This window comes from Pleurocapsa sp. PCC 7327 (assembly GCF_000317025.1).
In the GTDB taxonomy this organism is placed as follows: domain Bacteria; phylum Cyanobacteriota; class Cyanobacteriia; order Cyanobacteriales; family Microcystaceae; genus Hydrococcus.
The window spans coordinates 4,587,144-4,609,385 of record NC_019689.1 but is presented as its reverse complement, the minus strand read 5'-3'; the positions used below and the strand labels follow the sequence as shown (position 1 = coordinate 4,609,385).

Below are 22,242 nucleotides of genomic sequence, written 5' to 3'. Positions count from 1 at the left end.
ATCGATTAATCTGCCGACAAGTTCATGGAAGATAGACAAACTCGCCAACCGCAAAACTCCAATGTCAAAAAATTGATAGAAACGGTTCCCTTTTTTGTCGGGCTACCACAGGAGAGTATCGAGAAAGTCGCTCGTCAAGCTGTTACCCGCGCTCATCCAGCCAATCGGGTCATCTTGCTAGAGAATGATTGGGGCGGCTCGGTTTATTTTATTTTAGAGGGATGGGTCAAAATTCGCACTCACAATTTAGAGGGAAAAGAATTGACTCTCAATATTGTGGGAAAGGGGGAAATCGTCGGAGAAATGGCGGCATTAGAAGAAGTCCCGCGTTCTACCGATGCGATTACCTTAACGCCAACGACGGTCAGCAGTATTCCCTCCCAAGATTTTGTCAGCTTGCTGCGAACGGAAGCGCTTGCCGGAGTTCGACTGGCGCAACTGATGGCAAAGCGTCTGCGTCAGCTCAATCGGCGGTTGCGCTTGCGGGAGTCGGATAGTTTGTCGCGGGTTGCCGATACCCTTTTGTTTCTTGCCGAAGGACAGGGGAAGGCGGGAGAGAAAGGAACGGAAATTCCTAATTTGCCCCATCGAGAATTGAGCAGTATTAGTGGTTTGGCGAGGGAGACAGTGACGCGATCGCTGACTAAGTTAGAAAAGAAAGGATTAATCCAACGAAACCAAGACATTCTCTACATTCCCGATCTAATTGCTTTAGAGCAGATCATTACCTAATTCCATAAATTAATTAACAGTCCGATATTTTTTTGATGAATCATTCTTTTCCTGGTGATGACAATTCTCGCTCCAAGTCTCCTGGTACGAGAGACGATCGATCCCTTGAGGAGTCCAATTGGGTTGACGATGACCCGAATCTAGAATCGATCTCGAAGCCGAAAACTTCAGTTGCAGACCCTTTCAAAAAATCTCCCCTTAAAAATAGCCATACTCTAGTTATGGTAGAAACGGCATTTCTGGCTAGCACTGCTAGCTTGATCTGGCTGATTAATTATTATTTTCCGCTAGGACCGATCCTGAAGATTTTTTTTCCCATTCCCGTTGCTCTAGCCTATCTTCGTTGGAGCAATCGCGCGTCTTGGATGACGACGCTGGTGTCGGTACTTTTGCTGACGGTGTTAATGGGCCCGCCGCGCAGCATCATCTATTTGATTCCCTATGGATTGATGGGAGTGCAGTTAGGGGCTTGTTGGCGGCGGGGTGCTCATTGGTGGTTTTCGATTTTTACGGGGGCATTAATTGGAACTTCTGGCTTCTTTTTCCGCTTCTGGCTGTTTTCAATTCTGCTGGGAGAAGACCTATGGCTGTACGTTATCACCCAGGTAACGGAGATCGTAGATTGGGTATTTCTTCGATTGGGTTTGCTTGCCCAACCGAGCGTTTTACTGATTCAAATTATCGCTGTCTTGATGATTTTCCTCAACGATTTGATTTACTTGTTCGCCGTTCATTTAGTTGCCTTGCTGGTGTTAGATCGACTGGGCAATCCAATTCCTCGCCCGCCAGAATGGGTGCAAGTGTTGTTGGATTATGAGTAGGATGGCTTTTTTGTTCTAACTGAGATCTTGCACTTTTGGAATCAACGCCTAGAACTAAAGTTCTAGGCTCAAAGCTCAACTCGATTAAAATCGACTGAAATTCCTATTGGGTCTTTTTTAGAAGACTTTTTCGATCGCACGGGAAATTAATGACAACAACAGTTGTTGAGAATGGTGCAAGATCTTAGTTCTAAGGGTTTTGACGATTTCTCCTTTGGGCGCGATCGCTGTTTTGTTAACTCGCCATCATTTTTTCCAGAAATACACAAATGAGACGGACAGACCTAGATTATATCTCGTCGCTTTCCTGGTGTTAGGCAGTCTCTACCTATTCGTCAGTGGGCTGTTGATGGATACAATAGGACTGCACCGCTTTGCGTTTCACACTCAAGTCGGTTACGCTTGGGTTGCTCTAGCAGTGCTACATCTGAGTTTGAATTGGGGACGGGTTAAAGTTTGTTGGGGACATCGCTTTTGGCATGGAGATCGCGAACGGGTGCAACACTTAGAACCGCATCAAGAAACCGGACGACGAAATTTACTCGTTTGGGCAGCAGCGATCGCTGGTAGTTTCTTTTTAGGACGACTCCTCCCCTATCGATCTACCGCCGAACTGCCCGATGGGATGACGGATGTGGGACTATATTACCATCAGTGGAGCAAACCTGGTGCCGCGCAAGCCCTCGGCGCGATTCTCAACTGGGGCGAACCTCCAGCCCGCTACAAGACGTATCCCGATGCCGAACAGATTAAATTGCCCAATCCTCAAGGCTACCAGGGGTTGAGTTTAGAAACTGCGATCGCAACTCGTCGCTCGCAACGCGATTACACCGATGCCCCCCTATCCCTCATTCAATTGTCTCGCTTGCTGCATCTAGCGCAGGGCATTACTCAAAGCGATCGCGAATTACGCTCCGTTCCTTCTGCGGGGGCACTTTACCCCTTGGAAATCTATACAGTCGTCCATCGCGTCGAAGGATTGCCAGCAGGAATTTATCACTATGCCGTCCAAACTCATCAATTAGAACGGCTCAAATCTGGAGATTTTCGGACAAATTTGGTTATGGCTGGTTTAGGAAAAGGCTTTTTGGCAAAAGCGAGCGTTTGTTTGGTTATTTCAGCAATTTTTCAGCGAACGCGGTGGAAATATCGCGTTCGCACCTACCGCTATGTTCTGATGGAAGCGGGACATCTGGGACAGAATATTTATTTAACAGCAACTTCGTTGGAATTGGGAGCGTGCGCGATCGGCGCTTTTTTTGGATGATGCGCTCAATGGCTTATTAGGATTAGACGGACAAGAAGAAGCAGTACTCTATCTCATTACCGTAGGAAAATTGCAACTTGATGAATAGTAAATGAGAAAGGCGCGATCGCTAACTCAATAATTAACAAAACCGAGCGATCGCAAACCTCGTCAATTTCTTAATATCTTATTGATATCAACCGAGCTTGAAGATTAAGAAGGTAAAAGTCTAGGCTTTATTGAGCTGGTGCCGGGAGGATGTTCGGTATTCCCAATATCTGTTCAATAATAGCGCTAAAAAGGCTGCGGCAGTCGATCGCGATCGCCTCTGGATTCCAGAAACGGTTTTTTGAATCGCCCACCCCCTGACAAGATCGGGCGATCGCCATAAGTCTAGATGCTCTACACCAGGATCGGCATAGAAGCTATCTTCTCCGCTTCCGAGTAAGGCAGAACTCCAGTGGGTAAACTCGTCATGACTGAGGCGATGAATGGGAAAATTGCCAAATAAGGCAACTCCCCAGCCGTCTAAAGCGATTAGAGCTAAAATCTTACCCCCACTTTGCTGCCAAGCCCAAGCAGCCCCAATTGCTCCCACAACGCCAGCGCTAAAGCTTATAAATAAGAGAGAGTTATCGCTCCTTTGCATGAGTTCCTGGCGTAAAAACTGTATGATATGCCATGCAGAAAAGGCTGGATAGGTTTGTGTCGGAAAAATTAGAGGCGTGCCGAGATCGATTGATTCCTGTCGTAGCGCTTGCAAAAAGCGATCGGTTAGTTGCGGCTCGTGCATGCCGGGACAAATTAAAACTACCACGAGAGTAAATTAAATAGAGAGCACTATTAAAGAAAGTCATGCGACCTTTAATCGAACAATCGCGCGAGTTAACTTATAAATATAGATCGAATAAGCTTCCTTTATCCTAGACTAATAGGATTAAGCGGTTAATCAAGCGCACAGTTTGGAAAACACTCTATCGACAATGCAACGCTCGTCCACCCTGGCTCGACTCAAAGCAGCGCTCCCCGACGGTCAACTGCCTCCAAGTTACGGCGTATATTTTAAAAATACGTTAATTGCTCTGTGTCATGCTTTAGAAGATCATATCTTACAAACTTGCGAAGGACTTCCCGATCGAAAACCCCTGGTTCTCGTTACCTTTCAGCAGGGAAAATGGTATTTGCAAGAAGCCGATCGCTATTTTGAGATCGCTCGATGTTCCCGTCACATTGCGATCGCAGCCTTTCCCGAAAGTGGTTTCGCCGCCCACCCAACCGGACAACAGGAAAATGTCTCCCTTATCAATCTAGATGCTAGCGATCCCCTAGTCAACGAATGGAATTTAATTATCCTCGCGCCTAACTACGCAGCGATGGTATTGTGTCACGAACTCTCTGCCGAAGAATATCGGGCAGATAGTCTGCCGCAAGCCGATATGGAGCGCAAGTTTTACGGATTGTGGACGTTCGATCGCACTCTAGTTGAGAAATCAGCCGAAATTTTAATCGAACGGATGCGCCCCTATGATAACCCGCTATGCCATCGCCTCGCACAAATGCAGGCGCAGATTGCTAGCACTCCTAACCCCAACCCGGCCGATCTCACGAGAGTTGTTTCCAGAATTGTGACTTATTTACAAACCAGCCAGCAACAGCTCGTCACCGTCAATCGTCAAGCGCGGGAACTGGTGGAATTAGAAGGACAAGCGCGGCGACTTAATCGCAATTTAACCGCTGGCAAGCTGCAAGCCTTCTTGAGAATGGCGCAGCGAGTAGACGAACGGGATAAAGATAACCCGGTTGCCTCGCTTCAGGTAGCCGCCCTAGCAGAAACCATCGGACAGCTCCTCGATTTACCGATCCTGAAGTTGAGACGGCTGCGCCTCGCCGGACTCTTGTTTCGCATTGGATTAGCCGAAGCGCCGATAGAGGTATTTACCCACACTTCTAATCAGTTAGATGAAGCGAGTTTGGCTTTTTGGCGCGATCGCGCCATACTGGGCGCAAAACTGCTATCTACTATGCCTGAACTGGCCCCCGTTACCGATATTGTCTTGCATCATCTAGAACACTGGGATGGTAGCGGCAAACCAGACGGATTGAGAGAAGAAGAAATTTCTATCGAAGCTCGCATTCTTGGCTTGGTGGCGGAGTTTCAAAAACTAACCCAACCCAGAGGCGATCGTCCTGCCTATAGCGTAGCAGACGCTCTAGAAAAATGTCGGCAATCTAGCGGCACTCGTTTCGATCCTGCCTTGGTAGAATCTTTGACTACTGTCGTTCGCCTTGTAGAAATGGGCTTGATGCAATTGCCCAATCGTCCTAGTCAACTACCGACTGTTTGGTTAGAGGAAGCGACAAAGCCCGATCCTTCTAAGGCAGAGATCGCTAGCTAAGCACGAGTAAATACAAGGACGCTATTTGGTGCAAAAATGGCGAACTCTTAAATTTCCCCAAAATAAAATTGACCTCTAATCTTTACATTGCGACAGATTAAGGAGGTCAATTTCCAGCAATCGGAGGGTGATATTGACTCTATATCTTTGTGTTTTAAAATACAACGAAAGAGCAAAGATTTGATGTAGCAAATTTAACCAAATCCTAAAAAACGCGATCGCGCTGTTGCACGATCTTTATTCGCTCATGTTTACCTTAGCGCGATCGGCAAATACCCACCTTTATCTAGAAAAGGATTTTCATAGAGCCGCAATTTTGTAATTTACATACTCATTGGTATATAATATAAATACCAATAAGAATATAATTATGCAAAAAGGTTTTCCAGCGACTTCTCGCGACGAGATTCTCGCTGCTGCTAAACGGTTGGCTGCCGAACGTCCTCTTGACAAAATTAACTTGACTGATGTAGCCAAGGAAGCAGGCGTGAGCTGGCCTACCGTTCGGCGCTACGTTGGCAATAAGAAGCAATTGAGAGAGTTGCTTGCCACAGAGCAGACTAGCTCAAGTCCGCAACTTCTCGATACTCGCAGTCGCATTCTTGCTTCTGCCAGCCGTATTTTCGCCCAACACGGCTACGCAGGAGCAACACTGGATGCCATTGCTGCCGATGCCGGATTGACCAAAGGAGCCGTTTACTGGCACTTTCCCAGCAAGAGCGATTTGTTCCTGGCATTGATGGAACAAAGGATGCAATCTCGCCTTCCAGCATTACCAGAGGAAATCGATAGAGCCTTCAGTTCGGAAGATCGAGAAGCAGGGATTGCCGAACTGCTCGCTAGCCAGCTGGGTTATGCGCAGGCAAACCCCGATTGGGTCAGACTTTACCTAGAGTTCATCACCGAAAGCCGAGAGCCAGAAGTACAAAAATTGCTCGGTAGCACTACTTATAAAAACTCCCAGGAGATGGTCAATAGCTCGATCCGCCGCTTGCAAGACAATGGACAAATTGCTGCGGATATCGATCCCTTCGTGCTGGCAACTTTCTGGGCTGGGATGCTAGACGGCTTGATACTGGCTTGGATTGCTAACCCGCAACGAGTCAATCCTCAATCTTGGTCAAACCAGCTAGCGCGAATTCTGTGGCGCGGAATTCAGCCTTTGGGCGATCGCTAAGATTTTTTAGCCGCCAACGTGGATAGCGGGGCGGCGGTCGGGATTTTTTTCTGCCTTACGAAGGACTTCACGGGTAACGACAGGAATATCTCCCTCGCCAAAGAGGATGAAGCGCAGCAAATATTGGATGGGATTGCCCTCTACCCAGCCAAAGTAGGCATGGGGGATTTTACCTGTGCGATCGCGTATGTATAAAAGGATGGCTGCGATCGCATTTGGTACGGCGGCACTATGAGTGCGTAGGATGCGATAATCGCCGACTTTTACTCCTTCGATCCGAATGATATCTATAAACTCTGAGGCATCGGATACCAGAATTTCTAGGAACAGAACCGGATCCATCGGGGGAATATGGTTGTCCTCGCGGACTTCTTTTTCCTTCAAGTAATACTCCCTCTCATCTCCCTCATTCAATCGATTGGCAATAATTCGTATCGTGCCCCGACTTGCTAGAGCATCGATAAAGCAACAGGCAGTTTTGTCAATGTCAATTTGCTCGACTCGGAGTTCGGTCGATCTCCAGACCCGCGAAATCAGCGAAGTAACGATAATCGTACCGATAAAAAAGGCAGCGATCCGAATCCCTTCCGGTCTCTCAATAATATTGACGATAGTAGTATATAAAAATACTAAGGTAATCAAACTGAAAGCTAGAACTCCTCGCTTCGTTCTCTGGCGGCGAGCGGCTAAGGTTACAGCAAAAGCAGCCGAACTCATCAACACCAACACTCCCGTTGCATAGGCTCCCCCTTGCGCTTCCACATTGGCTTTAAAAATAATCGTGACCGCAAAAGCGATCGCCGTATAAATCAACACCAAAGGACGTATCGCCAGCGTCCAGTTGGGAGCCATGCCATAGCGCGGTAAATAGCGAGGAACGATATTGAGCAGACCTGCCATAGCAGACGCACCCGCAAACCACAGGATGGAAATGGTACTCAAATCATAAATCGTTCCGAAGCCACTGCCCAGATAGGCATGCGCCAGGTAAGCAAGGGCGCGTCCGCTAGCTGCCCCGCCAGCTTGAAATTCTTCGGCTGGAATTAATAGCGTCGTCACCAAACTGCTCGCAATCAAGAAAAAACTCATAATGACGGCAGCAGTTGTAAGCAGCTTGTGCGTATTGTAAATGCGTCCTTTTGGTCGCTCATCAGTATCGCTGCTACAACCCTTGATGAGGGGCATAACCGCTACTCCCGTCTCAAAACCGGATAATCCCAGAGCAAGCTTTGGAAACAGTAAAACCGACACGCCGAGCATGGTGAGAGGATTTTGATCTTCACTCAAGAGTAAAGACTGCCAGGAAGCGATCGCAACTGGGCGAGACCAGATCTCAGACGCGCTAACGCCAATGGTAATTAAATTCAACAGCAAGTAGATCCCAACCAGGAAGACAGCAATCCCAATGGCTTCTCGGAATCCTTTGAGAAACACGCCGCCAAGCAATGCTATCAGGAAGAGAGTTATACCGATTGCGCGATCGTCAAGAAAAGCTGGCACCAAAGGATTTTCAATGATATGGGCTGTCGCATCGGCAGCCGAAAGGGTAATGGTGATAATGAAGTCAGTTGCCACAAAGCCCAGTAGGCAAAGGACAAAAAGCTTCCCCTGCCACCAAGAAAGGAGATGCTCGAGCATCGCGATCGAACCTTCTCCGTGGGGACTGGTTTCAGCCACCCGCCGATAGATAGGCAAGGCACCAAAGAGCGTCAGCAAGACCAAAACCAAGGTTGCTAGCGGGGAAAGCGCGCCTGCTGCCAGTGCCGCAATCCCAGGTTGATAGCCCAGCGTCGAGAAATAATCAACCCCCGTTAAACACATAACCTGCCACCAAGGATGCTTGGAGTGATGCTCTCCCTTTGGGGCTTGTTCTTGGGCGAGTAACCAGTTAAGGAACTGTTGGCGGTACCGATCGCTTTGGCGGTATCGTCTGGGGGGAATAAGCGGTCCAGCCATTAACGTTACTCCTGATGTTTAGCCGTCATTTAGTAGTTTTTTCCTGTGAACGAGCCCGCCGAATCGCCCTGACGGATTCTAGCTTGGATTCTATCTATTCTTTATATCTTTATAAAGATATCAGCGCTCCAACTTACTACGCTGAAGTTGGTGTAGTTTAATCCATTTAGCTTTTTCAACAGCAACGCGCGATCGCAGCTTTACAAACCAGAATCGTTTTCTTGCGATCGCGATCGAGCTAGCAGCAGGAGTAGAAGCCAGCATCGAGATCGAGCCAGCGATCGCAACCTCTATTCGTACTCAGTTGTTGTGCCTCAACAGCGAGTTGGTTAACGTTGTGTATTACAATGTATCACAAGTTCTATTTCTAAAGAACGTATGGAAAGACAGAAGATCGCAGCATTACAAAATATTTTCAATTCTAGGCTCGATACTTTGAACCATCTTTTAGATGTGGCTGAGAGTCATTTCACAGACGATGTGGAGTCCCTTTTGCAGCGACGCATAGCGCCTGATATGTTCCCTTTTGGGACACAAATAGCGTTTACTTGTAATCAGCCTCGCAACTTTGCATTATGGTGCCTAGGTCAGTCCGCGAACAACTTAAACCCTAACGTAACATCGTTAACTGAAGCTCGTAGTCATATTTCATCGACTAAGGGGCTTCTGGCCGCTATCAATGTTGTCGATGCCAAGCTTTCAGAAATCTATCGGCTTGAGCTTGGGCAAGGGCTATATGTAGAATTATCTGGACTCTCGTATGTAAATGATTTTCTAATACCAAATTTTTATTTTCATCTGACGACAGCGTATAACATCCTACGTATGGAAGGAGCTTCAATAGGAAAGCGCGATTTTATGATGCATTTAGTGCCGTTCTTAAAACATCAAGGTGATGCATAACAAGCCTGGTACAGCGGATTGTTGAGAGCCTATGATGAAGTTGAAAAACTTGCTGGCAACTGCTGACCAGGAACGTTCTCCCGAACGATCGGACTCTCTCTATTACATTTGAGTCAGACGAGCATTTTGGTAATAATGGGCGAGAATTCGCTGATAATCCACCCCCCGATCGGCTAAATAGTAAGTTCCCCACTGACTCAACCCGATGCCGTGACCGAAGCCACGTCCGTTAATTTGGAACGTGTCGTTTTCGGCAGAAACAGTAAAGAGAGTACTACGGAGATCGAGGGCTTGACGAAGTTGAGCGCCAGTCAGAGTTTTCGTGCCGCGATCGCCTACTATTCTCATTGTCACGATCCGTCCGCGAGGTGTGGTTCGTTCTGGGATCAAGGCTTTGACATTGCCAATCCCGCTAATGCGACGGGCGAGTTCTTCAGACGAAAAAGTTTTTGTCCACTGGAAAACAGGCGATCGCTGGTCGTAATCTATCACGCCTCGAAGATAGGGCAGGCGAGAACTCCAGACATCTTCCACGTTTTCGGTGTGTCCGCCAGAAGACGAATGAAAAGCTGCCAGAATTGTCTTCCCGTGGTAGGTCAATATCTGTCCGACAGTTGCCTTGACTGCCTCTTGGGTGCTGATATACTCGCTGCTAATCCCCTTATATACTTGCGTTTGGGTTGTCGTCTCCAGATCGTAGAGACGATTGGCTGAGATAGCGCGTTGATAAAGAGCATAGGTTCGGGCAGCAACGGCTTGGGCTTTCAAGGCTTCCTGATGCCAACTGGGAATTGCTTCCGAACCAACGACGCTGTAGAGATATTCTTCTAAATCGACGCGATTGATGGCTGTAACTCCCTGCCCTTGCCGAATCAGTTCGGTGCGTCCCCGATACCAGTTATCCCCAATCCAAACGTAACCCTCTTCGGTTGGTTCGATGTAGAGGCGATCGCCACTCCAGTTACCGAGAGCGACTCCGCGACCGCCAGTCCTTACTGAGAAAGCATCCAGAGCGGTTATTTCCCCCAGTTTTCGACCTGTTTCATCGCGAACGACCGCAGGGGTGGAACTGCCCACTTTAACGCGATCGAGATTCTTTTTAATCGCCACTCGAAGTTCGACTGCTGCTTGTGCTGGGGCGATTAGGACGAGCCAGACCAACAAAGCAAGACCCCAAGGACGACGCGCAAAAAAGCGCAGGGTGGCTGCGAAAAATGCCAAATTCCGTTTTGATGCCATCTGAATTCAACCTCTCCTCACACCATTCAGATTGCTATTACGCTAATAGTGTTCCTCATCTTTGGTCGGGAGTCAAGTCAAATTTATATTTTAAATAGGCGTTATTTATTTATCTAAATTTCAAAAGCCTTATTCGATCGCGATCTCCTATTCGGGAACGATCTCCGTCACCACTCTATCTTGACTATTGCCGCTGACGACGACGTTATTATCTTGAAGCCTTCCCACTGCCCTATCTCCCGTTACATTAAACTGAGGATCGGCTTGCTCGTAAATTACGTTTCCCACTGCCTCGACTCTCTGCGAGGAAACATACCAGGTCATCTCGCGAGAATAAAGTTTTGCCTGGTTGCGGCTGCCATATCCCCGAACGCCGCCTTTGAGTCGAGCCACTTCTTTGGCTAAATCTACCTGTGCCTGATTGCCCGTAATGGTCACTTGCTCTGTATAATGATACAGTCGGACTGGTCGATTGGAGAGAACGAGGCGATTTCGATAATTCCAGGTGACTGTATCGGCGGCAATCTGGACTGGGGGATCGACGGAGCGAAACTCGACGCGATCTTGAATCGTGGTGCTGGCAATTCTGAGATTGACCTCGCCGCGATCGGCAGCTACTCTGTCAGTAACCGTTTTATCTTGGAAGCGAACCATCGTCAACGGGCGATCGCCAATTACCTTGTCTTGGGAAATATTCCAATTTAGATGCTCGGTTTTCAGTTGCAATTGTGGCTCTTTGGCCGTGGCGACAATATTGCCAATCAATTCCAGGCGTTCTTGCCGAGTATAGTATTTGCCTTCTTTTGCCAATGCGTTAAATTTGGCATTGCTACCCCTGAGATTCTGGCGTGCCATCAACACGTCTTCTTTCGGTCGCCACTCTACTTCTTCGCTGCGGATAACGGCTCCGTTGCGCGGGTCGGTGGCAATAATATTTTTCTTGAGAAAAATCTGCTCGCCGTCTCTATAAATTTCTCCCGTATCTGCGCTGACTTGCAAAACAACTTTGCCGTCTTGATAGAGATTTCCCCGAATTTTACTCACTTGTGCCATTTTGCGATCGGGGCTGTAGCTAGCTTTCTCTACCTGAATTTTCCAAAGGGGTTGTCCCCGATTATTCGATTGTTCTAAGGTCGCATTATTCAAAACTAGGCGAGTTTCTGGCTCTGAGGCAGGGGAAGAATTGTTATCGACTTTTTCCGGTTGCTCTCTTTGCTGTTGACATGCCCCAAGGCTCAGCAACAAAATCGCTAACAAACCTCCCTTGACAAGAGCGCCTATTTTCATCTGGGTTTATCCTCGTCCAACGCCCCTAGAGTAGAGAAGCTAGTATAACCTATACTCTGTCTGGGCGTTTTTTGAATCTCTTCTTTGATTTGTTCTAGGTCGATGTAGCGATCGGCTACATTGATTAAACTATCGCTGGTCATCGATCGCAAGCTGACTACCTCAATTCTCGCTCCCCGATAGCTTACTGCATCGGCGGCGTAGGCGAGATCCCCATCTCCGCTGACGATTACGGCTGTATCGTATGCGCCTACCAATGCCATGAGATCGACGGCAATTTCTACATCTAGGTTAGCTTTTTTCGAGCCATCGGGGAGTTGCACCAAATCTTTAGCAATGACTCGATAGCCGTTGCGGCGCATCCACAACAAAAACCCCTGTTGTTTCTCGTTGGTGCGATCGACCCCAGTATAAAAGAACGCCCGCAGCAGGCGCGATCCTGCTGTCAAGCGACAGAGAAGTTTGGTGTAATCGATTTCGATGCCCAATTGAAGCGCTGCATAAAATAAGTTCGATCCGTCGATAAAAATCGCCACTCTTCCCCGATTTTCTAATACTTGCTCCGGCGTAAAGATCGGGTTAGTGTCATAATCGTCAAACATTTTTTTTATTCCCCGTTTATTATGAAAAGCTGTTTTGTTATCTAAAAAAAGATTTGTTATTATCATAGTTTCGAGCCTCTCAGCTAAATCTGCTCGCTTGCTTTCGATCGAGTTTCTGGTAGGGATCGTGACGTTTAATCCTCACCGGGGTGTTCCAGTTTGGCAAAGATCGGTTGAGGCTTACTTAACTGTTGGTTAGCCGTTAGTTTTCCCCAACGAGCGTGTTCGCTAAAAGGAGCAATTTTTTTAACGCGATCGAATTCGTTAAAATCAAGAGAAAAACCGAGTTGTTGATAAATATTACTGCTCAAATTGGGAATGATAGGTGATAACAGATAAGCGCTCAGTCTGACTGATTCTAAAACTGAATATAAAACTCGTTCGACTTCTGCTTGTTTGCCTGCTTTAAATAAACTCCAAGGAGCGCTTTCATCAATGAATTTATTACTGCTGCGAATCAGCGTAAAAATTTCTTCGCAGGCTTGATGAAAACGAAGATCGTCGTAGGCTTTCGCAACGCGATCGCCTAATTCTACTCCAAAAGCTTTTAGAGGATTATCTTCAGAAATATCTACTGCACTCAGTTGCGGACCAACTCCATTGCAGTATTTCCTCGCCATACCTAAAGTTCGATTGAGTAAATTGCCAAGGTCATTGGCTAAATCCGCGTTGAGAATGTTTATAAATCGAGTTTCATTAAAATCACCGTCCCGTCCAAATTCAATTTCTTTAAGAAAATAGTATCGCACCGCATCAGACCCATAGCGACTGACTAAATCAAAAGGATCGAGGGTATTTCCCAAACTTTTTCCCATTTTTTGTCCGTTTTTAGTCAGAAATCCGTGTCCGAATACTCTACCTGGTAAAGGCAATCCTGCCGAAATTAACATGGCGGGCCAATAAACGGCATGAAAGCGCAAAATATCTTTACCAATTAAATGTAAATTGATGGGCCACCATTGAGATAAGGCATTCTCTAAAGTGGGTTCTTGCTCTGGTTCTAGTAGAGCGGTAACATACCCTAAAAGTGCGTCGAACCAAACGTAAATGGTATGTTTGGGATCGCGAGGGACTGGAAATCCCCAATCCATATTAATCCGAGAAATAGAAAAGTCTTGCAGTCCCTGTCTGACAAAATTTAGAACCTCATTGCGACGGCTCTCAGGTTGGATAAAATCGGGGTTGTCTTCATAATGTCTTTCTAACTGCTGTTGGTAATTTGAGAGTCGAAAAAAATAATTTTCTTCATCTCGCCATTCAGCTTTCAAGTTAGTATGGATGGCGCATTCGCCCCCTTCTAATAATTCCCTTTTTTCTTTAAATTCTTCACAGGCAACGCAATACCATCCCTGTTGCCGCGCCAGGTAAATATCGCCGCGATCCCAGACTCGCCCAAAGAATTCGTTGACGATCGCGCGATGGCGTTCTGATGTGGTACGACTGAAGCGATCGTAGCGAATATTGAGTTTGTGCCAAAGTGCCTCGAAACTCGGTACGATTTGGTCGCAGTATTCTTGAGGTGCTAATCCTTTCTCTTGAGCTTTTCGTTGAATTTTTTGTCCGTGTTCGTCGGTTCCTGTAATAAAAAGCACGGAATTTCCCTGGAGACGTTTAAAACGCGCGATCGCGTCTGCCGCCATGGTCGGGTAGGCACTCCCTACATGGGGAATATCGTTTACGTAATATAGCGGTGTTGTTAGGGCAAATTTACGGTTACTTGTCTTATCTGGACTCATGTAATCTTATATAACTTATCTAAAAAGAATAACAAGCGCCAATGCTCTTTTAGTGGCTCTGGCGCAAAGCTCCAATTTCTTATTTTAGTTGCTATTTTGTTGACCTTATATCTGTCTTAATCTAGCTCCTTTGCTTGTATCGATAAAAACATTGTTAAGCTTTTCGCCTATGGGAAAATACGGAATGAGGATGAATTAATTTTTAGTAAAAACTATTAAATCACTCCAGTATAGTACGAACTCGACTTGAGGTAAAGTAATATTAAGCAGTTTGAGATCGATCCAACCAATTGGGTTATGCCTCAAAGCTGATGCATTACCGAACGAAATGTTTGAGGATAGAAGCGGGTTGACTGTGACAGTCATGAAAGGAATCGAAGCTAGAGAGGCTTCTAACCTTAGCAAGCAGAGCAATTCGTTCGAGCTGAGTCAAAGAGCCTAGGTAAAGTTTTCACTCGCGATCGCGGCTGACCGTGCCTTTTATCTTTTATTTTACACAGCCTCTTTTGCTTATGTCCTACGACTTAACTAAGACTTCTCTTCCGGTTTCTCAATCGCTCTTGGGGGCGATGGGAATGCGGATGTTTGTTTATCATGAAGACCGGATTCCCCAAGAGGCTAGCGCAGTGGTGGTTGTGAGCAATCATCGCAGTTTTATGGACGCCCCGATTTTAATTCAAGCGCTCAGACGACCAGTTCGCGTTGCCTGCCATCGCTATATGGGTCAAACACCAATCTTAAAAGAAGCGATCGACCTACTAGGCTGCATCCCCTTAGATGAACCGAAAAAACGCGGGAGACAATTTTTCGAGCGAGCCACTAGACTATTGCAATCTCGGCAATGGGTGGGAATCTTTCCCGAAGGGGCTTCGCCGATGATCCAGTTAACCCAACCCAGGGAAATGAGGAAGTTTCAGCGAGGATTTGCTCATTTAGCCCTCAGAGCATCGGTTCCCGACTTAGCGGTACTGCCCGTCGCGATCGCGTCGGAAGCCGAAAACATCGCTTTAATCTTTCCCGTGCGGTTGCTGCGGCTTTTCGATCCCTCAGAACCCCTATTCAATGGCGCAGGATGGCATCCAGTGTTAGTCTATCGCCATGCTAATGTATTAATCGGTCGTCCTTATTGGATTACCGCACGGCACCGCCAACAGTATCAGGGAGGAAGCGCCAAACAGGTAGTTACCGAATTAACCGATTACTGTCGCCAAGAAATCGCCCAACTGTTGCAAACCGAATCTAGTTAAATGTCAGAAATCACCAGTCGTCTGAGTTTTATTGCTCCAACCCCCATCCAGCCAGAGTTGCCCCTGTTTATCTTTCTGCCTGGAATGGATGGGACGGGTCAACTCTATCAACGACAAGCCGATCGATTAGCCAAGTTTTTTGATATTCGGTGTTTGGCTATTCCCCCAGACGATATGAACGACTGGGATAGTCTTGCTAAGAAAACCGTCGCTCTTATCAAAAACGAACTTCTTAAGAGACAAAGAGACGGGGAGACAAGAAGATGGGGGGATGGAAATGGAAAATCTCATGCCTCCCCTCATCCCATTTATCTGTGCGGCGAATCTTTCGGGGGATGTTTGGCACTGAAATTGGTTTTAGAAGCACCGAAGCTGTTCGATCGCCTCATTTTGGTCAATCCGTCCTCTTCTTTCAATCGACGACCGTGCTTGAGTTGGGGAATTCAAATTACTCACTGGATGCCGGACTTTCTACATCCAGTGTCAGCCTTGGCGTTGTTGCCTTTTTTGGCTTCTTTAGAGAGAATGTCGTCAGGCGATCGCATGGCTTTACTGAGAGCAATGAATTCCATACCGCCCCATGTTGTATCATGGCGATTGTCGCTACTGAAGAATTTCGCGGTTGCCGACAACGATTTGCGCCGCATCGCTCAACCTACGTTACTGATTGCCAGTACTGGCGATCGGGTACTGCCGTCAATGGAAGAAGCGAAACGATTAGACAGTTTTCTGCCTAACGCTCAAACGGTCATCCTGCCTGACAGCGGTCATGCTTGTTTGTTAGAAACGAATATTTATCTCGATGAAATTATGAAAGCGAATAATTTCATTGAAAGCAAGCTTTTGAGTAGCGATCGCCAAGTGGTTGCTTAGAAAGTCAGGCAAGTTTGGATTAATGTATTAGAAGCTTGCACGTTAGCTCTGATGGAAAAGACAGTTTTTGAACAATCAGTTCAAATTAATGCCAGTTCAACAATTGTCGAGCGTTGCATTACCGATCTCGATCTGATGCATCGCTGGTTAAATCCAGTTTTGCGTTGCCAACCCGTTGGCGAATGGAGTACCAAGATAGGAAGTCGAAGTCGATTTATTATTAAAATTCCTGTTATCGAACCTACCTTAAAAAGCGTAGTAGTCGAACGAGAACCAGGATTAATCGTATGGGAATTTGATGGTTTTTTTAAAGGACGCGATCGCTGGGAATGCCAACCCAACCCCAAAGGAACGCAACTCATCAATCGCTTTGAATTCGAGATTCCCAATCCGCTGATCGGTTGGGGATTCGATCGCTTTGCTGCCAATTGGACAAAAAACGATATGAAAGCTCAATTAAAACGACTCAAACGAGTTGCAGAGGAAGTTTATCAAACCGAGTGCAGTTGAGCTTGGATTCGTCTAACCAATAGAGCGCGTTTTTTCGTGGTAGTTTGGAAACAATTGAATTTCCTCTTGGCGATCTTATGTCAGATCGAGAAAATCTGCGCTCCACTTTGCTGCAACTAGACGGACGCGGTTACAAAGCTTATAAAGAGATCGAGGGAAGCTACCAGTTTCCGGATTTTACCCTGACTATCGATCGCGTACAGGGCGATCCCTTTGCCTCGCCTAGCAAATTCATCGTCAAAGTTCCCCAGTCAATCGCTAAGTTTCCTCGCAGTCTCTACCAGTCTGCTAGTCGAGAAGTTGCCTTACGAGATTATCTCACTCGTCAGTTCGAGCGCGTTGCCAGAGATTTAAGTTCCTATCGCGGCACGGGAAAAAGTGGATTGATTTCTATCGTTCGCACCGGACAAGAAATATTAGAACGCACTTCTGCTTTTATTGATGACGAATGGGTTGAAGCAAGATTTTTAGTCGGACTTCCCGCACGAGGACGGACGATTTTAGGTCGTCAGGCGGCAGAAATGCTATGCAAAGATATCCCGGAAATCGTCGAGAAAAAGCTTAAATATGCCTCGCTGAATGCACGAGAAATTCAAAAGCACGTAGAAACAAATGAAGATGCCGATTGGCTGCGGCAACAGTTAAAAGAAAGAGGATTAGTCGCATTTATTGCTAATGATTCGATTTTGCCGCGACGAAGTGGTGTAGATTTCCGTCCGTTATTAAAAGATGCTGTTGCTTTTCAGTCTCCACCCTCCCTAGAAGTTGAATTTAATTGCCCCAATCGAGGAGCCATTAAAGGAATGGGAATTCCGATGGGAATTACCTTAATTGTAGGCGGTGGCTATCACGGAAAAACGACTTTATTACAAGCGATTGAATTAGGAGTTTACAATCATATCCCTGGAGATGGAAGAGAATTTGCGATCGCCAATTCTACGGCGGTAAAAATTCGCGCTGAGGACGGGCGCAGTATCGTCGGGGTCGATATTTCTCCGTTTATTAATCAGTTGCCTCAAGGTCGTTCGACAACGAATTTTTCGACAGAAAATGCGAGTGGAAGTACGTCTCAAGCGGCAAATATTATCGAAGCTTTAGAGATAGGTTCGGAACTATTGCTAGTCGATGAAGATACCTCAGCGACAAATTTTATGATTCGCGATCGCCGCATGCAACAGTTAATTTCTAAAGATAAAGAACCGATTACTCCTTTTATTGATAAAGTCAGACAACTTTATCGCGATTATGGCGTTTCTACTATTTTAGTTATGGGCGGCAGCGGTGATTATTTTGACGTAGCCGATACCGTTATTGCCATGGAGAATTTTCAACCGCAAGACGTAACCGAAAAAGCCAAAGCGATCGCCAAAGAACATCTTAACAAACGCATTCGAGAAGGCGGAGAACGATTCGGAAAAATCACTCCCAGAATTCCTTTAGCAGAAAGCATCGATCCCAGTCGCGGGCGCAAGGCAGTCAAGTTAAAGGTACGCGATGTCGATGAAGTGGCTTTTGGAGAAGAAGATATCGATTTAGCTGCTGTAGAACAAATTGTCGATCCCGGACAGTTGAGAGCGATCGCGTCTGCGATTGTCTATGCTAAAGAGAAATATCTCGACAGAAAGCGAACGATTCCGGAGATTTTAGAACTTGTCATGGAGGATATTCAGGCAAAAGGATTAGATATCTTGACCGAATTTCCTCAAGGAGATTTAGCCTTATTTCGACGCTTTGAATTAGCGGCTGCTCTGAATCGTTTGCGAACTTTAAAAATTTTCTAGCGATCGCAAGCTTGTTTTTTTCAGCAACCTAAAGTCTCGACGAGTGCCTCTAAGTCTTCTCTTACCCAGGCAAGACAATTGATACGGCAGCGACGCGCATAGTCGCGGATGGCTTGAGGCGATTGCCCGCCCAAATCTACTTCGACTCGAAGCCGAGGCTCTTTATTCCTTAACCTTTGGGCATAGATAAACGCTGCTGCCTGTGCTTGAGGCGTTTCGGCAACAACGAGCCAGTCAATCGGCGGCGTTTGCTGGGGGAGAGCCGCACTAAAGAGGAGACAGAGGTGCAAATCTTCTAGATTGAGAGAAAAACCGATTCCTGGAGCGGCTTTGCCTTGGGGATGGTATACGCCTAACAATTCGTCGTAGCGTCCGCCTTGTCCGAGGATGCAAAGTTGATTTTCGCTTTGACTGACTGCCTGAAAAACAATTCCGGTGTAATAGTCAAAGGTTTGTAGAAAACTGAGATCCAAAATCAAAGGAAACGGCTTCGGAGAGCTTTTTTGCAGGAGTTCGACGAGGGATTTGAGGTTACCGACAATCTGTTGGGCGGCTTCATCTAGCTCAAAACCCATCACGGTTTGCAGAACATCGGCAGGTTTGCCGCGCAAGTCGAACAAAACCATTGCCCGTTGTTTGAGCGCAGGAGAGGGATAGTCTAGATTTTCTAGGGCAATGCGATCGAGTTGAGCGATACAATAGCGAACTTGTCGTCGTAGGGAGTCTGGAAAAGGAGACAGCAGCGATCGCGTCAATCGAGCTTCTCCCAGGAGCAACTGCCACTGTTGCAGCCCTAGCTTATCCAAACAGTCAGCGAGCAGTAACAGAATTTCTGCATCTGCCAGCACGCCGCCAGCAAAAAGCAACTCAACTCCGGCTTGATAAAACTCCAGTTGCCGTCCGTGGTATCCCGGCGGGGGATTGCGAAAGACATTGGCGCGATAACAGAGGCGTTGCGGATAGGTAGCGTCTGCCATACGAGTTACGGCGGCGCGAGCAATAGAAGCCGTTAATTCCGGGCGCAGTCCTAGCGTTCCCTCCGATTCTTCGCGCAGTTGAATGACCGTCGAACGCTCGATCGCGCCGCCAGCCATGAGCGTATCGAGCCATTCAATTGTCGAAGTGACGATGCGTTGATACCCCCATTGCCGAAACACTTCTTGGAGGCGATCGTTAATCCAGCCTTTTTGGACGACTTCTAGGGGGAGTAAATCTCTTGCCCCTGCTGGTGGTTGATGAATCATTTCAGCAATCAATAATCAGTAATCAGTTTTAGGAGTCAGGAGTCGTAAGGGCGGGTTTATCTAGAAACTCTAGAAACTTACCGACAGTTAATCTTAAAAACTCGCTCATACAGGAGCCAGAATTCAGGAGGTTTCTCCACCCCATCTTCCCCTCTTCCCAATCACTTCTTTTTACCACCAAACAGACCGCCTAAAAAACCACTGCTCGACGATCGCTCGGCTGAAGTCTTGGACTTGCTATCCTCGGATGGAACCAGCTTATTAAGTTCCTGCTTCGCTTTCATGGCAATAGGATCTTTAGGATTGGCTTGCCAAGCTTTATTGATGTGAACTTTTGCCATTGTCATCTGGTTCTGTTGGAGATACGCCAAACCCATCAAACCGTGGCAAGTGCTATTATTCGGCTCTATCTTAAGCGCATCTCGCATCTCGACAATGGCTTGGGCGGAGTTCTTTCTATCCAAATACTCTTGAGCGCGGCGAATATAGCTTGCCACTGGAGATACGGGAGTTTCTGGCTCTGTTTTTTTAACTTGGCTCTCCGCTGCTGGCTTGGCAGCGAAAGTCTGAGTTGCTTTTACTGGAGCGATCTGACCCTGTTTGAGCATCAAGTAAACTAAGTTCAGTTCGCTGATCTGAGCGATCGTGCCGAGAATTTTATCTATCGATGTATATTGCTCTAAAGCCAGAGATTGCAGTAATTTTTTATAGAGTTGGTCTGCATTGCCAATTGCTTGAGCCAATTGCTTGGCAGATTCGCTAACAAGCGTAATTTTGCCGCCATCCAAGGTTAAAGTTTTTCCCATTTGAGACAGAATTAAGAGATATTCTGTCCGAGTGACGTCTTTAGACAACTGTTCGTAGGCGGGATTGACTAGCTTCGACAGGATTTGATTGGCTTGTTGTTTTTCTGCGTTGCTGGTAGCTTTACAGGTATCGGGATGCAATCGTTGAGCTATTTTGAGATAGCGCTGACGAATTTGCTTGGTATCCGAATCTAGGGAAATGCCCAGAATTGCATAATGATCGACAATATCGAGTTTAAATAGTCCTTGTTGGATCTTAAAAGACATAGGGGGTCATAATAGTTTGGGAGTATCGATAGCTTTTTCTAGTATCTTTCTAGTATCTCTCAGATTCTGCTGAAGATAGCAATACTAATCTATTTCAGCAATTGTTCTTTCGCAATAGCGTGAGTGCGATCGCTAAAGTATGGCGATCGCGTTGCCGCTTCTTGGAGGGACTGACTCAGACTAGCATGGATTTTCCCGTTAGTCGCCAAAACGCGACCGGACTCAATGACAAGGGGACTTCCGTCGTAAGCACTCGCAACCCCACCAGCTTCTTCGAGAATAACAAGCCCTGCTGCTATATCCCAAGGGCGAATGCCTCTTTCCCAGTAACCATCAAGCCTGCCGCAGGCGACATCGGTTAAATCGTGCGCTGCCGAACCGCTGCGACGCACGCCCTGAGTTAGATGGGTTAGGTAACAAAATTCGGCGTAGTTATTATCGGCTGTTTCCCGGCGATCGTAGGCAAATCCTGTGACGAGCAGGCTTTTACTCAATTCTTCGGTTCCAGAAACGCCGATGGGATGACGATTAAGCGTTGCGCCCAATCCTCTAGCCGCCCGAAATAATTCGTTACGAAAGGGATTGTATACTGCCCCTACCTGCGGGATCCCTTCGACGAGCAATCCTACCGAAACTACAGCAACCGGATAGCCATGAGCATAATTAGTCGTGCCATCAAGGGGATCGATCGCCCAGAGATAATCATTCTCTTCATTTCCAAGCCGACCGGATTCTTCGGCTAAAATTTGATGGTCGGGAACGTGACGGCGCAATACGGCAAGAATCGCGTCTTCTGCTTTTTTATCCGCTTCTGTCACTAGATCGTCCGGACGACCTTTTTCTTCTATTGTTTCTATCTTGCCCCAGCAATCTAGCAAAATAGCGCCAGCAGACATCACGGCTTCTGTGGCGATATCTAAGAAAATTTGCAGTTGGTTGGAAGAAAGTCGAGCCATTATAACGAGGTTAGATTTTCGCTCTTAAATTTTAAAGGCAAGAAGGGGGGAGGTTTCAGTCAAGCTGCTTACAGGCTTTCTAATCTTCATCCAATGGCCAGCCAAAGCGCACTTTTCCCTTGGCAAAATAGCGACCGAATTGCAGTTCGTAGACTTCATCTTCGTCTTGCGTTTCGACTTCCAAGTCCGAACGAGGATAGCTGACGCACAATAGCGCGTAACCTTTTTGCTTTAATTCTGGCGACAGTCCCATGGCTTCCGGTTGATAAATTTCGCCTGATAGAACGCGCACCGCACAAGTCGTACAAGCTCCATTGCGACAAGAGAAAGGCAACTCGCAGCTCTGAAGTTCCGCGCTGCGGAGGATATATTTATCTTCTGGAACTTTTAGGGTGTGTTCGGTTCCGGCTTGGCGATTGTGAATGCGAATTTGATAATATCGCGTCATAATTATGATTTTTTT

At 46.8% G+C, this 22,242-nt stretch carries 21 protein-coding genes; 10 read left to right on the top strand and 11 right to left on the bottom strand.

The genetic code is table 11. The annotated features are described in order from the left end of the window. Positions 1 to 24 precede the first annotated feature (24 nt). The 3 genes from PLE7327_RS20740 (at position 25) to PLE7327_RS22915 (ending at position 2,820) form a co-directional block, all read left to right on the top strand. The gene (locus tag PLE7327_RS20740; RefSeq protein WP_015145726.1) at positions 25 to 732 is read left to right on the top strand and encodes a Crp/Fnr family transcriptional regulator; all 708 of its coding nucleotides are present in this window, start codon (positions 25 to 27) and stop codon (positions 730 to 732) included. Positions 733 to 767: 35 nt separating this feature from the next. After that, positions 768 to 1,553, top strand: a complete 786-nt coding sequence (locus PLE7327_RS20735; RefSeq protein ID WP_015145725.1) for a DUF2232 domain-containing protein — start codon at positions 768 to 770, stop codon at positions 1,551 to 1,553. 199 nt (positions 1,554 to 1,752) lie between these two features. Then, positions 1,753 to 2,820, top strand: coding sequence for a SagB/ThcOx family dehydrogenase (locus PLE7327_RS22915; protein ID WP_144266155.1), 1,068 nt, complete (start codon positions 1,753 to 1,755; stop codon positions 2,818 to 2,820). A gap of 208 nt (positions 2,821 to 3,028) precedes the next feature. On the opposite strand, the gene PLE7327_RS20725 is transcribed toward PLE7327_RS22915, so the two are convergent. After that, positions 3,029 to 3,616 (bottom strand): hypothetical protein, encoded by a 588-nt coding sequence (locus PLE7327_RS20725; protein ID WP_015145723.1) that lies wholly within the window; start codon positions 3,614 to 3,616, stop codon positions 3,029 to 3,031. A gap of 166 nt (positions 3,617 to 3,782) precedes the next feature. On the opposite strand from PLE7327_RS20725, the gene PLE7327_RS20720 reads away from it, so the two are divergent. Next, positions 3,783 to 5,195: an HD domain-containing phosphohydrolase gene (locus tag PLE7327_RS20720; protein ID WP_015145722.1), complete on the top strand. Its 1,413-nt coding sequence runs from the start codon at positions 3,783 to 3,785 to the stop codon at positions 5,193 to 5,195. A 370-nt stretch (positions 5,196 to 5,565) separates the two neighbouring features. Further along, the gene (locus PLE7327_RS20715) at positions 5,566 to 6,372 is read left to right on the top strand and encodes a TetR family transcriptional regulator (protein ID WP_015145721.1); all 807 of its coding nucleotides are present in this window, start codon (positions 5,566 to 5,568) and stop codon (positions 6,370 to 6,372) included. Between the two features lie 6 nt (positions 6,373 to 6,378). Here PLE7327_RS20715 and PLE7327_RS20710 read toward each other — a convergent pair whose 3' ends face one another. Next, a complete protein-coding gene (locus PLE7327_RS20710; protein ID WP_015145720.1) occupies positions 6,379 to 8,328 on the bottom strand; it encodes an APC family permease in 1,950 nt (649 codons plus the stop codon). Between the two features lie 120 nt (positions 8,329 to 8,448). After that, positions 8,449 to 8,592, bottom strand: a complete 144-nt coding sequence (locus PLE7327_RS25025) for a hypothetical protein (protein WP_186005346.1) — start codon at positions 8,590 to 8,592, stop codon at positions 8,449 to 8,451. A 114-nt stretch (positions 8,593 to 8,706) separates the two neighbouring features. On the opposite strand from PLE7327_RS25025, the gene PLE7327_RS20705 reads away from it, so the two are divergent. Beyond that, positions 8,707 to 9,231: a DUF1993 domain-containing protein gene (locus tag PLE7327_RS20705; protein ID WP_015145719.1), complete on the top strand. Its 525-nt coding sequence runs from the start codon at positions 8,707 to 8,709 to the stop codon at positions 9,229 to 9,231. Between the two features lie 102 nt (positions 9,232 to 9,333). Here the strand turns inward: PLE7327_RS20705 and PLE7327_RS20700 are convergent, their stop codons facing one another. From PLE7327_RS20700 to metG, 4 genes are all read right to left on the bottom strand, one after another. After that, entirely contained in the window at positions 9,334 to 10,470 is a 1,137-nt protein-coding gene (locus PLE7327_RS20700) for a SpoIID/LytB domain-containing protein (RefSeq protein WP_015145718.1), read from the bottom strand. Between the two features lie 147 nt (positions 10,471 to 10,617). Next, the gene (gene lptC, locus PLE7327_RS20695; RefSeq protein ID WP_015145717.1) at positions 10,618 to 11,757 is read right to left on the bottom strand and encodes an LPS export ABC transporter periplasmic protein LptC; all 1,140 of its coding nucleotides are present in this window, start codon (positions 11,755 to 11,757) and stop codon (positions 10,618 to 10,620) included. Continuing rightward, positions 11,754 to 12,359 carry an NYN domain-containing protein gene (locus PLE7327_RS20690; RefSeq protein ID WP_041393694.1) on the bottom strand — a complete coding sequence of 202 codons (606 nt, stop codon included), beginning with the start codon at positions 12,357 to 12,359 and terminating at the stop codon, positions 11,754 to 11,756. The genes lptC and PLE7327_RS20690 overlap by 4 nt, the downstream gene beginning before the upstream one ends. 134 nt (positions 12,360 to 12,493) lie before the next feature. Further along, positions 12,494 to 14,095 carry a methionine--tRNA ligase gene (gene metG / locus PLE7327_RS20685; protein ID WP_015145715.1) on the bottom strand — a complete coding sequence of 534 codons (1,602 nt, stop codon included), beginning with the start codon at positions 14,093 to 14,095 and terminating at the stop codon, positions 12,494 to 12,496. A gap of 512 nt (positions 14,096 to 14,607) precedes the next feature. Here metG and PLE7327_RS20680 point away from each other — a divergent pair. From PLE7327_RS20680 to PLE7327_RS20665, 4 genes are all read left to right on the top strand, one after another. Then, a complete protein-coding gene (locus PLE7327_RS20680) occupies positions 14,608 to 15,342 on the top strand; it encodes a 1-acyl-sn-glycerol-3-phosphate acyltransferase (RefSeq protein ID WP_015145714.1) in 735 nt (244 codons plus the stop codon). After that, on the top strand, positions 15,343 to 16,215 hold the full coding sequence (locus tag PLE7327_RS20675; RefSeq protein ID WP_015145713.1) for an alpha/beta fold hydrolase: 873 nt from the start codon (positions 15,343 to 15,345) through the stop codon (positions 16,213 to 16,215). It begins immediately after the preceding gene. 51 nt (positions 16,216 to 16,266) lie between these two features. After that, on the top strand, positions 16,267 to 16,725 hold the full coding sequence (locus PLE7327_RS20670; RefSeq protein WP_015145712.1) for an SRPBCC family protein: 459 nt from the start codon (positions 16,267 to 16,269) through the stop codon (positions 16,723 to 16,725). A 77-nt stretch (positions 16,726 to 16,802) separates the two neighbouring features. After that, entirely contained in the window at positions 16,803 to 18,506 is a 1,704-nt protein-coding gene (locus tag PLE7327_RS20665; protein WP_015145711.1) for an ABC-ATPase domain-containing protein, read from the top strand. A gap of 20 nt (positions 18,507 to 18,526) precedes the next feature. On the opposite strand, the gene PLE7327_RS20660 is transcribed toward PLE7327_RS20665, so the two are convergent. From PLE7327_RS20660 to PLE7327_RS20645, 4 genes are all read right to left on the bottom strand, one after another. Then, entirely contained in the window at positions 18,527 to 19,750 is a 1,224-nt protein-coding gene (locus PLE7327_RS20660; protein ID WP_015145710.1) for an ATP phosphoribosyltransferase regulatory subunit, read from the bottom strand. Positions 19,751 to 19,911: 161 nt separating this feature from the next. Further along, the gene (locus tag PLE7327_RS20655) at positions 19,912 to 20,823 is read right to left on the bottom strand and encodes a J domain-containing protein (protein WP_015145709.1); all 912 of its coding nucleotides are present in this window, start codon (positions 20,821 to 20,823) and stop codon (positions 19,912 to 19,914) included. An 89-nt stretch (positions 20,824 to 20,912) separates the two neighbouring features. Beyond that, positions 20,913 to 21,779: an inositol monophosphatase family protein gene (locus PLE7327_RS20650; RefSeq protein ID WP_015145708.1), complete on the bottom strand. Its 867-nt coding sequence runs from the start codon at positions 21,777 to 21,779 to the stop codon at positions 20,913 to 20,915. A gap of 79 nt (positions 21,780 to 21,858) precedes the next feature. Then, positions 21,859 to 22,227: a 2Fe-2S iron-sulfur cluster-binding protein gene (locus PLE7327_RS20645; RefSeq protein WP_015145707.1), complete on the bottom strand. Its 369-nt coding sequence runs from the start codon at positions 22,225 to 22,227 to the stop codon at positions 21,859 to 21,861. Positions 22,228 to 22,242 lie beyond the last annotated feature (15 nt).

Coding starts and splice junctions, on each gene's coding strand:
- PLE7327_RS20715 (WP_015145721.1), top strand. CDS start 5,566: ATGCAAAAAGGTTTTCCAGCGACTTCTCGCGACGAGATTCTCGCTGCT.
- lptC (WP_015145717.1), bottom strand. CDS start 11,757: ATGAAAATAGGCGCTCTTGTCAAGGGAGGTTTGTTAGCGATTTTGTTG.
- PLE7327_RS20735 (WP_015145725.1), top strand. CDS start 768: ATGAATCATTCTTTTCCTGGTGATGACAATTCTCGCTCCAAGTCTCCT.
- PLE7327_RS20690 (WP_041393694.1), bottom strand. CDS start 12,359: ATGTTTGACGATTATGACACTAACCCGATCTTTACGCCGGAGCAAGTA.
- PLE7327_RS20720 (WP_015145722.1), top strand. CDS start 3,783: ATGCAACGCTCGTCCACCCTGGCTCGACTCAAAGCAGCGCTCCCCGAC.
- PLE7327_RS25025 (WP_186005346.1), bottom strand. CDS start 8,592: ATGCTGGCTTCTACTCCTGCTGCTAGCTCGATCGCGATCGCAAGAAAA.
- PLE7327_RS20645 (WP_015145707.1), bottom strand. CDS start 22,227: ATGACGCGATATTATCAAATTCGCATTCACAATCGCCAAGCCGGAACC.
- PLE7327_RS20710 (WP_015145720.1), bottom strand. CDS start 8,328: ATGGCTGGACCGCTTATTCCCCCCAGACGATACCGCCAAAGCGATCGG.
- PLE7327_RS20670 (WP_015145712.1), top strand. CDS start 16,267: ATGGAAAAGACAGTTTTTGAACAATCAGTTCAAATTAATGCCAGTTCA.
- PLE7327_RS20675 (WP_015145713.1), top strand. CDS start 15,343: ATGTCAGAAATCACCAGTCGTCTGAGTTTTATTGCTCCAACCCCCATC.
- PLE7327_RS20650 (WP_015145708.1), bottom strand. CDS start 21,779: ATGGCTCGACTTTCTTCCAACCAACTGCAAATTTTCTTAGATATCGCC.
- PLE7327_RS20740 (WP_015145726.1), top strand. CDS start 25: ATGGAAGATAGACAAACTCGCCAACCGCAAAACTCCAATGTCAAAAAA.
- PLE7327_RS20655 (WP_015145709.1), bottom strand. CDS start 20,823: ATGTCTTTTAAGATCCAACAAGGACTATTTAAACTCGATATTGTCGAT.
- metG (WP_015145715.1), bottom strand. CDS start 14,095: ATGAGTCCAGATAAGACAAGTAACCGTAAATTTGCCCTAACAACACCG.
- PLE7327_RS20665 (WP_015145711.1), top strand. CDS start 16,803: ATGTCAGATCGAGAAAATCTGCGCTCCACTTTGCTGCAACTAGACGGA.
- PLE7327_RS20705 (WP_015145719.1), top strand. CDS start 8,707: ATGGAAAGACAGAAGATCGCAGCATTACAAAATATTTTCAATTCTAGG.
- PLE7327_RS20680 (WP_015145714.1), top strand. CDS start 14,608: ATGTCCTACGACTTAACTAAGACTTCTCTTCCGGTTTCTCAATCGCTC.
- PLE7327_RS20700 (WP_015145718.1), bottom strand. CDS start 10,470: ATGGCATCAAAACGGAATTTGGCATTTTTCGCAGCCACCCTGCGCTTT.
- PLE7327_RS20660 (WP_015145710.1), bottom strand. CDS start 19,750: ATGATTCATCAACCACCAGCAGGGGCAAGAGATTTACTCCCCCTAGAA.